Origin of the sequence: Streptomyces sp. NBC_01224 (genome assembly GCF_036002945.1) — a bacterium.
GTDB lineage: Bacteria > Actinomycetota > Actinomycetes > Streptomycetales > Streptomycetaceae > Streptomyces.
Genome location: NZ_CP108529.1, coordinates 1306074 through 1316806, shown reverse-complemented (window position 1 = coordinate 1316806; position 10733 = coordinate 1306074). Strand labels below are relative to the sequence as shown.

At 71.1% G+C, this 10733-nt stretch carries 1 protein-coding gene; it reads left to right on the top strand.

The window, feature by feature from the left end:
- The first annotated feature begins 567 nt into the window (after positions 1 to 567).
- Positions 568 to 10713 carry a type I polyketide synthase gene (locus tag OG609_RS05490; protein WP_442818059.1) on the top strand — a complete coding sequence of 3382 codons (10146 nt, stop codon included), beginning with the start codon at positions 568 to 570 and terminating at the stop codon, positions 10711 to 10713.
- Positions 10714 to 10733 lie beyond the last annotated feature (20 nt).

Here is a 10733-nt window from a genome sequence, read left to right as displayed (position 1 = left end):
CGGTCCCGGCCTCGGCGTGACGGCGAAGGGTGCCGCCACGCCGAGGCCGCGGTGTTTTCGCGACGGTTCTCAGGACTCCCGCCACGCGACCCCTGTGGATCTGCGCCCGCCGTCACAAGCGGGGAACCCAAGACGGAGAAACATCCGCAACCGGATGTATCCGAGCGTTTCGGGGGCCGGTGAGGCGGGGCCGGCCTCCCCCTGCCCGTGCGAAGTCGAGAGCTTGGGGCAGCGACTGCCGCGGTGTGCCCCCAGGGATGAGGGGAGGGCCGTTAGGGGGCTGATGGCCATCTGTAGGGGTTGTGCGGCCAAGGGGGGTCGAATAGCTTCGCATTGCGAGTTGATCTGCTGGAATGTCGACGTCATTGCCGGACCGCATCGATATCCATGGGTCGTCACGCAAAGGCTTTGGGTGAAGGGCTGTGTCGCCTCGGGTAATTAATTTCCGAGGACATCTCTATTCGTTGACAGCTGAAACGTCGCCCGACGTTCTACCCCTTTATCGGTCCTCCATCGCTATTAAGTGCTGTCTGCTCAGGGTGGGATTGAATGGCGAACGAAGAGACGCTGCGGGAATACCTCAAGTGGGTTACCGCGGATCTGCACCAGACCCGTCAGCGTCTGCAGGAGGTCGAAGCAGCCGACCCGGAGCCCGTCGCGATCGTCGGCATGAGCTGCCGGTATCCGGGCGGTGTGCGCAGCCCCGAGGACCTGTGGGAGCTGGCGTCCTCCGGCGTCGACGCCATATCCGGTTTCCCCCTGGACCGCGGCTGGGAAAGCCTCGGCGGCGCCACTGACGCCGCAGGGCCCTCGTTCGCCATGCAGGGCGGCTTCCTGGACGACGTCGGTGGGTTCGACGCGGCGTTCTTCGGGATCTCGCCGCGTGAGGCGCTGGCGATGGACCCGCAGCAGCGGCTGCTCCTGGAGACCTCCTGGGAAGCCATCGAGCGGGCCGGCATCCCCCTGGAAACGCTCCGGGGCAGTCGTACCGGCGTGTTCGCGGGTACAACGGGCCAGGACTACTCGATACTGCTCCAGCCGCCCCCGGAAGGAACCGGCGGCTATGTGCTGACCGGTACTTCGGCGAGCGTCGTCTCCGGGCGCATCGCCTATACGCTCGGTCTGGAAGGGCCGGCCGTCACGGTCGACACGGCCTGTTCCACCTCCCTCGTCACTCTGCACCTTGCCGTGCAGGCCCTGCGCTCCGGCGAATGCTCGCTGGCGCTGGCAGGGGGAGCGACCGTGATGTCGACTCCCAGCGCCTTCTACGGCTTCAGCGACCAGGGCGGACTCGCCTCCGACGGCCGTTGCAAGTCGTTCGCCGCGACGGCCGACGGCACCGCGTGGTCCGAAGGCGTCGGCGTTCTGCTGCTGGAACGGCTCTCGGACGCCCGCCGCAACGGCCATGACGTACTGGCGGTCGTTCGGGGCACCGCCGTCAACCAGGACGGTGCGTCCAACGGCCTGACGGCGCCCAACGGCCCCTCGCAGCAGCGTGTCATCCTCCAAGCCCTTGCCGACGCCCGGCTGTCGGCGCAGGACATCGATGCTGTCGAGGCGCACGGGACCGGCACTCGGCTGGGTGACCCGATCGAGGCCGAGGCGCTCATGGCGACCTACGGCCAGGGCCGCCCTGCGGCACGGCCCCTGCGTCTGGGAGCCCTGAAGTCGAACATCGGGCACTCGCAGGCCGCAGCCGGCGTGGCCGGTGTGATCAAGATGGTCATGGCGATGCGGCACGGGACGCTGCCGCGCACCCTGCACGTCGACAGTCCGTCCTCACAGGTGGACTGGTCGGCAGGAGCCGTCGAGCTGCTGACCGAGCAGATGGAGTGGCCGGGCACGGGAGAACCCCGGCGGGCGGGTGTGTCGTCCTTCGGCATGAGCGGCACCAACGCGCATGTGATCATTGAGCAGGCCCCCGCAGACAAGGCCCCCGCCGAGCAGGCTCCCGCCGACGAGGCCCCCGGGGCGCGCTCTGACGGGTCTTCGCCGCTGGGCGGTGCGGCGCTGCCGTTCGTACTGTCCGGGAAGTCGTCCGCTGCGGTGGCGGAGCAGGCAGCCCGGTTGCTCGCCCTGCTGAGCAGTGAGCCGGACGCGGTCCTGCCGGATGTGGCGTGGTCGTTGGCCACTGCGCGTACGAGGTTCACGCACCGGGCTGCTGTGGTGGCTTCGGAGCGTGCGGAGTTGGTGGCCGGCCTGGGCATGCTGGCCGGGGACCGCTCCGGTCCGGGTGTGGTGCGGGGTGTTGCTGGTGGTGCGGTGGCTCCGGTGTTTGTGTTTCCGGGGCAGGGGTCGCAGTGGGTGGGTATGGCTGCGGGGTTGTTGGAGTCCTCGTCGGTGTTTGCGGAGCGGTTGGCTGAGTGTGGTGCGGCGTTGGAGCCGTTCACGGGGTGGTCGTTGTTGGGTGTGTTGCGTGGTGAGTCGGGTGTGCCTGGGTTGGATCGGGTTGATGTGGTGCAGCCGGTGTTGTGGGCGGTGATGGTGTCGCTTGCCGAGGTGTGGCGTGCGGCGGGTGTGGTGCCTGGGGCGGTGATGGGGCATTCGCAGGGGGAGATTGCGGCGGTGTGTGTGGCGGGTGGGTTGTCCTTGGAGGACGGTGCGCGGGTGGTGGCGTTGCGGAGTCGGGCGATTTTGGAGTTGTCGGGTCTGGGCGGGATGGTGTCGGTGGCGGAGTCGGCGGGTCGGGTGGAGGCGCGGCTTGCGGGGTGGGGTGGGCGGTTGTCGGTGGCGGCGGTGAATGGGCCGTCGTCGGTGGTTGTGTCGGGTGATGGTGATGCGTTGGACGAGTTGGTGGTGGTGTGTCGGGGTGAGGGGGTGCGGGCCAAGCGTATTGATGTTGATTACGCGTCGCACAGTGCTCATGTGGAGCGGATTCGTGAGCGGTTGCTGGATGTGTTGTCGGGGGTGGTGCCGCGGGCTTCGGGGGTGCCGTTGTATTCGACGGTGACGGGTGGGTTGTTGGACACGGCGGGGATGGACGCGGAGTACTGGTACACGAATTTGCGGGGGACGGTGCGTCTGGAGGAGACGACTCGGGTTCTGCTGGGGGCCGGGCATGGGGTGTTCGTCGAGGTCAGTCCGCATCCGGTGCTTGCGGTCGGGTTGCAGGAGACGTTCGAGGCGGCGGGGAGTGATGCGGTGGCTCTGGGGACGTTGCGACGGGACGAGGACGAGTCCCGCCGTTTCATGACCTCCCTCGCCGAAGCCCACGCGCACGGAGTCGACCTCGACTGGAAGACCCTGTTCGCGGGTACCGGGGCCCAGCCCGTCGACCTGCCCACCTACGCCTTCCAGCACCAGAACTTCTGGCCCGAAGCACAGACGGCCTCCACCGCGTCGGGAGAGGCCGATCCGCTGGACGCCCGGTTCTGGGACGTCGTCGAGCGCGGCGACACGGATGCCCTGGCGGCCGATCTGGAACTGGACGGCGCTTCGCGCTCCGCGCTGGGCACAGTGCTGCCGGCGCTGTCCTCCTGGCGGCGGCAGCAGCGGGACGAGTCGACCGTCGACTCATGGCGCTACCGCGTGACATGGCAGCCCCTGACGGTCCTGCCGGCCCCTTCCCTGTCCGGGACCTGGCTGCTCGTCGTACCCGAATCCGAGGCCGACAACGAGACGGTGCACGAGACCGTGGGCGGCCTGACCCGCCACGGTGCCGACGTGTCGGTGTTCACTGTCCCGGCAGGAGCGGACCGCAAGCTCCTTGCCGGGCGACTGGCCGACGTACCCGACCCGGCAGGGGTGGCCTCCCTGCTGTCGCTGCTCGCAGGACCCGACGCTCAGCACCCGGTGATCCCGGCGGGTCTTGCCGCCGACGTCGAGCTCGTCAAGGCACTCGGCGACGCCGGCCGGTCCGCCCCGCTGTGGTGTCTCACCCGGAGTGCGGTCTCCGTCGGCCGCTCCGACGGCACCGTCCGCACGGACCAGGCGATGCACTGGGGCTTCGGCCGCGTGGTCGCGCTGGAGCACCCCGACCGGTGGGGCGGTCTCATCGACCTTCCCGCCACCCTGGACGACCGCGCCTGGACCCGTATCTGTGGCGTATTGACCGGCGGCGACGACGCCGAGGACCAGGTCGCAGTCCGGGCTTCGGGCGCCTTGGGCCGCCGACTGCAACGTGGCCGGTCAGCCCCGGGGACAGCAGGGAACAAGTGGACACCGCGGGGCACCGTACTGATCACCGGTGGCACCGGCGCCCTCGGCTCGTTCATCGCCCGCAGGCTGATCGGTGAGGGCGCCGAGCATGTCGTACTCACCAGCCGTCGCGGCGCCGACGCTCCCGGCGCGCAGGACCTCCGGGACGAACTGACGGCCCTGGGCGCCCGGGTGACGCTGGCCGCGTGCGACGTCACGAACCGTGAAGCGCTCGCCGCGACGGTACGGACGCTGCGTGAGGCGGGAGACCGGGTCACGGCCGTCGTGCACGCCGCAGGTGTCGGCCAGCTCAGCGTCATCACGGAGACGAGCCCCGCCGAGTACGCCGCCGTGCTCCAAGCGAAGGTCCTCGGCGCTACCCACCTCCACGAGGTCTTCGGCGACGAAGAACTCGACGCGTTCATCCTGTTCTCCTCGATCTCCGGAGTCTGGGGCAGTGGCGGCCAGGGCGCGTACGGCGCGGCCAACGCCTACCTCGACGCCCTCGCCCAGCAGCGGCGAGCCGCTGGACTGGCCGCCACCGCGATGTCGTGGGGCGCGTGGGGCGGTGCCGGTATGGCCAGGGGTTCGGCGGAGGAGATCCTGAGCAGGCGTGGCCTGCCGGCGATGGACCCTCAGCTGGCCATCGACGCGATGCAGGAAGCGGTCGGCTCCGGCGAGACGATGCTGACCGTGGCGGACGTCCAGTGGGAGAGGTTCGCGCCCACGTTCACCGTGACCCGGCCCAGCCCTCTCCTGGAGAATCTGCCGGAGGTACGCCGTGTGCTGGCGGCGGCCGCCGAGACCGAGGCCGCGGGCATGGGCGACCTCTCCGCATTCCAGCAGCGGCTCACCGCGCTCCCGGAAAACGAACGCCCCGACTTCGTACTGGAGCTGGTGCGCGGCGAAGCCGCTGCCGTACTCGGCTTCACCGACGCGGCGGCGGTGGAGGCCAACCGCGCGTTCCGCGAGCTGGGCTTCGACTCGCTGACCGCCGTGGAGGTACGCAACCGGCTCAACGGTGCCACCGGACTGCGGCTTCCCACCACCGTGGTCTTCGACTACCCGACCGCGACCGCGCTGGCCGGGCACCTCCTCGCCGAGTCCTTCGGACAGGACGACGAGACGGCCGCCGTCGCCGCCGTCGCCGTCCTCGACGACGACCCGATCGTCATCGTCGGTATGGGCTGCCGCTTCCCCGGAGACGTGCGAACGCCCGAGCAGCTGTGGGACCTCGCCGTCACCGGCACCGACGCGATCTCGGGCTTCCCCGTCGACCGCGGATGGGGCCGTGGCGCCGATGACGGAAGTGCTCCGGCGTTCACCCCCGCCGGTGGTTTCCTCCACGGGGCGGGCGGGTTCGACGCGGACTTCTTCGGCATCTCGCCGCGCGAGGCGCTGGCCATGGACCCGCAGCAGCGACTGCTGCTGGAAACCTCGTGGGAGGCGTTTGAACGCGCCGGTATAGCCCCGGTGTCCGCACGCGGAAGCCGGACCGGTGTGTTCGTCGGCGCCTCCTCGCAGGGGTACGCCAGTGACGTCCACCAGCCGCCGGAGGGCGTCGAGGGCTATCTGCTGACCGGCACCGCCACCGCGGTCCTCTCCGGTCGCATCGCGTACTCGCTCGGGCTCGAGGGCCCCGCCGTCACCATCGACACAGCGTGTTCGTCGTCCATGGTGGCCCTGCACCTGGCCGCGCAGTCCCTGAGCCAGGGCGAGTGCTCGATGGCCCTGGTGGGCGGCGCCGCGGTGATGGCCACCCCGGCCGTGTTCGCCGAGTTCAGCAGACAGGGCGGACTGTCCTCCAGCGGCCGGTGCAAGGCTTTCGCCGAGGCGGCGGACGGCACGGGCTGGGGCGAAGGCGTCGGTGTCCTGCTGCTGGAGCGCCAGTCCGACGCCGAGCGCAACGGCCACCAGGTCCTGGCGGTCGTCAAGGGCAGCGCCATCAACCAGGACGGCGCGAGCAACGGCCTCAGCGCCCCCAACGGCCCCGCACAGCAGCGCGTCATCCGGCAGGCACTCGCCAACGCCGGCCTGACCGCCGACCGGATCGACGCCGTGGAGGCCCACGGCACCGGCACGACGCTCGGCGACCCCATCGAGGCGCAGGCCGTCCTGACGACGTACGGGCAGGACCGTCCGGCGGACCGGCCGCTGCTGCTCGGCTCCCTGAAGTCCAACATCGGCCACACCCAAGCCGCCGCCGGGGTCGCCGGAATCATCAAAATGGTGATGGCCCTGCGCAACGGTGTGCTGCCGCAGACGCTGCACATCGACGAACCGTCCACCCATGTCGACTGGTCGTCCGGTGCCGTGGAACTGCTCACCGAGCAGCGGGACTGGCCGGAGACCGGGCACCCCCGCAGGTGCGGCGTCTCGTCGTTCGGCGTGAGCGGTACGAACGCGCACGTCATCCTCGAGCAGGCACCGGAGCCGGCCGCCGCCGCACCCCGCACGACCGCCGTCGACGGACCGCTGCCCTGGACCGTGTCCGCACGGGACGAGGCGGCGCTGTACGCCCAGGCGGAACGGCTGCGCGACGCGGTACTCGCCGACCCGGACCTCAACCTCCTGGACGTCGCGCACTCGCTGGCGACCAACCGTTCCGTGCATGAACAGCGCGCGGTACTCGTCGCGGACGACCGGGAAGCCTTCCTCGAAGGACTCACCGCCCTCGCCGCCAACGGCACCGCCCCCGGGCTCGTACGAGGTACGGAGACGCGCGGCAGAACAGCTGTGCTGTTCACCGGACAGGGGGCGCAGCGGTCCGGGATGGGACGCGCGCTGTACGACGCGTATCCCGCGTTCGCGGACGCCTTCGACGCGGTCTGCTCGGAGTTGGACCGCCATCTGGACCTGCCCGTCCGCGATGTGGTGTTCGACGGTGGGGAACTGCTGGACCAGACCCTGTTCACCCAGGCAGGGCTCTTCGCGCTCGAAGTGGCGCTGTACCGGCTCGTGTCCTCGTGGGGCGTCAAGCCCGACTACCTGCTCGGACACTCGATCGGTGAGCTGTCCGCCGCCCACGTGGCGGGTGTGCTCTCGCTCGAGGACGCGGCGACGCTCGTCGCCGCCCGGGGCCGGCTCATGCAGGCGCTGCCCGCCGGCGGTGCGATGGTCTCCCTCCAGGCGGCAGAGGCGGAGGTCCTGCCGCTGCTGACCGCCGGCGTATCGATCGCCGCACTCAACGGACCCCGGTCGACGGTCGTCTCGGGCGACGAGGCCGACGTACTGGTCATCGCTGAGCACTTCGAGACCCAGGGCCGCAAGACGAAGCGCCTGCGCGTCAGCCACGCCTTCCACTCCCCGCACATGGACGACATGCTGGCGGATTTCCGTAAGATCGCCGAAGGCCTCACGTTCCAGGAACCCACCCTCGCGGTCGTCTCCGACGTGACCGGGACCGTGCTGAGCGCCGACGAGATCCGGGACCCCGAGTACTGGGTGCGCCATGTGAGGGGGACCGTCCGCTTCCTGGACGGCGTACGCACCCTGCAGGACCAGGGGGTGACCGCCTTCCTGGAGCTGGGCCCCGACGGTGTGCTCTCCGCGATGGCCCAGGACTGTGCCACCGACGGGGACGCGGTCTTCGTACCGGCGTTGCGTTCCGACCGCCCCGAACCCCGGACCCTGCTGAGCGCCCTCGCCGGCCTCCACGTGCGCGGCGCGTCCGTCGACTGGCCGCGGTACTTCGCCGGCAGCGGTGCCCGGAGCGTCGCTCTTCCCACCTACGCCTTCCAGCACCGCCACTACTGGCTGCGGGGCGGCGGCGCGGCGGGAGACGTCCGCTCGGCCGGGCTCGGCCCCGCCAACCACCCGCTGCTGGGCGCGGCGGTGCAGATCGGCCACAGCGACGCCCACCTGTTCACCGGCCGTCTCGCGCTGGACAGCCACCCCTGGCTCGCCGACCACACCGTCCTGGGCACTGTGCTCATGCCGGGCACCGCGTTCGTCGAGCTGGCCGTCAAGGCGGGCGACGAGGTCGGCTGCGGCCACGTCGAGGAACTCGTCATCGAGGCTCCGCTCGTCCTGTCCGACGAGGGATCCGTCGCACTCCAGCTGTGGGTGGGACCGGCCGACGCGTCGGGCCGCCGGACGCTGGAGATCCACTCGCGCGACCTCGGCGGGCCCGAAGCCCTCTGGACCCGCCACGCGAGCGGCTCCCTCTCGGCGGCCGAGAACCGCGACCGGCCGGACGACCTCACCGTATGGCCCCCCGAAGGCGCCGTCGCCGTACCGGTCGAGGGTCTCTACGACCACCTCACATCGATCGGGTACGCCTACGGGCCGGTCTTCCAGGGGCTGCACTCCGCATGGCGGCTCGGCGAGGAGGTCTTCGCCGAGGTGGCACTGCCCGAGGCGACGGAGCCCGGGGCCGACCGGTTCGGCCTGCACCCGGCCCTTCTCGACTCGGCCCTGCACGCCATGGGGCTCAGCACGTCGCACGATTCCGCCGACGACGACAGCGCGGGGCGCAACCGCCTCCCGTTCGCGTGGAACGGCGTGACGCTGTACACGGCGGGCGCCGATGCCCTGCGCGTGCGCATCACCCCCAAGGACACCGATGGCGTCTCGCTCACCCTCGCCGGCCCGTCCGGCGAACCGGTCGCCACGATCGAGTCCCTGGTCCTGCGCACCGTCACGGCCACACAGCTCGACGGGGCGCGGCGGGCCACATACCACGACTCGCTGTTCCGCCTCGGCTGGTCGGCCGCACACCTCCCCCGGGAGCTCCCGGACGCCCGTTGGGCGGTGCTCGGGGAGGACCACCTCGAACTCGCCGCCGCGGGGGTCGGCATCGACGTCTTCCCCGGGGCGGAGGATCTGGCAGCCGCCCCCGTGCTGCCGCCGGCCGTCCTGTTGCCCCTCGCGCCGCAGACGGCGGACGAGCCGACCGTGCAGCGCACACACGACCGCACGGCCGATGTCCTGGCCACCGTCCGGACCTGGCTGTGCGACGACCGGTTCACCGACGTCCTGATGGTCGTCGCGACACGTGGTGCGGTCTCCGTCGACGGGGAGGACGTACCGGACCCCGCGCAGACAGCGGTCTGGGGCCTGCTGCGCTCCGTGCAGTCGGAGGCGCCCGGCAGGTTCGTCCTGGTCGACCTCGACGAGACCGACCTGTCGGCCCGCAACCTCGCCACGGCCGTCGCCACCGGCGAGCCGCAACTGGCCCTGCGAGCCGGACAGGTTTACGCCCCGGTCCTGAACCGGGTGGAGGCCACCGAGCCCACCCGGTCCGGCGACGTCGACCCGGACGGAACCGTACTGGTCACGGGTGCCGGCGGAGTGCTGGGCGGCCTGGTGGCACGCCGCCTCGCCGAGCGCGGTGCGCGCCACATGCTGCTGGTCGGCCGCCGTGGCGCGGCCGCACCGGGCGCCGCGGAACTGGCCGCGGAGCTGACACAAGCAGGCGTGCACGTCACCTTCGCGGCCTGCGATGCCGCCGACCGGGCGGCACTGGCCGGCGTACTCGACGGCATCTCCGCAGCGCACCCGCTGACCTCGGTCGTTCATGCCGCGGGCGTGGTGGACGACGGCGTCGTGGCATCCCTGACCCCGCAGCGACTCGCCGCCGTACTGCGGCCCAAGGTCGACGCTGCCTGGAATCTGCACGAGTTGACCGAGCGGTGGGACCTGGCGGAGTTCATCCTCTTCTCCTCCGCGGCCGGCACCTTCGGCGGCCCGGGGCAGGCCAACTACGCCGCTGCCAACGCCTTCCTGGAAGGCCTTGCCCAGCACCGGCACGCCCGCGGTCTGCCCGCGACCGCCCTGGCCTGGGGGCCGTGGGCCGAGAGCGGCATGGCCGGCCGGATGGACGCCGCCGACATCGCCCGCATGGCCCGCTCCGGACTCGTACCGCTGTCCCAGGAACAGGGAATCGATCTGTTCGACCTCGCCCGCACGACAGACCACCCGGCCCTCATGCCGACCCGGCTGAGCACCGACACCGCACAGATACGCGCCGACGCGATGCCTCCGCTGCTGCGCGGTCTGATCCGGCTGCCCACCAGGCCCACGGCGGAGAGGAGCGGCCGGACGGCCGAAGCCGCCACGGTGCTCAAGGAACGGCTCACCGCGGCGGGCGGGGCGGAGCGCACCGGCATTCTTCTCGACACGCTGCGCACAGCGATCGCCGACGTACTGGGCCACAGCTCTTCCGCGGCCGTCGTCGTCACGAGGGGCTTCCTCGAGATCGGCTTCGACTCGCTCACCGCCGTGGAACTGCGCAACCGGCTCAACACCCTGACCGGGCTGCGGCTGCCCTCGACGCTTGTCTTCGACCATCCGTCCCCCGAGGCGCTCGCCCTGTACCTGCGGGACGAACTCGTCGGCGACGGAACGGTGTCGGCCCTCTCGCTGCTCGCCGAACTGGACCGGCTGGAGGCCACGCTCGCCGACGTGCCGGCCGACGACGCCGACCGCGTCAAGGTGACCGAACGGCTGCGCGGGCTGATGTCCGGCTGGCACGACGGCGACGGCTCCGACGGGCACGGCTCGGTCCGGAGCATCGAGGAGGCCACGGCGGACGAACTCTTCGACCTGCTGGACGACGAGCTCGAATCCTCCTGACAGCCCCCGTCCGACCGCCC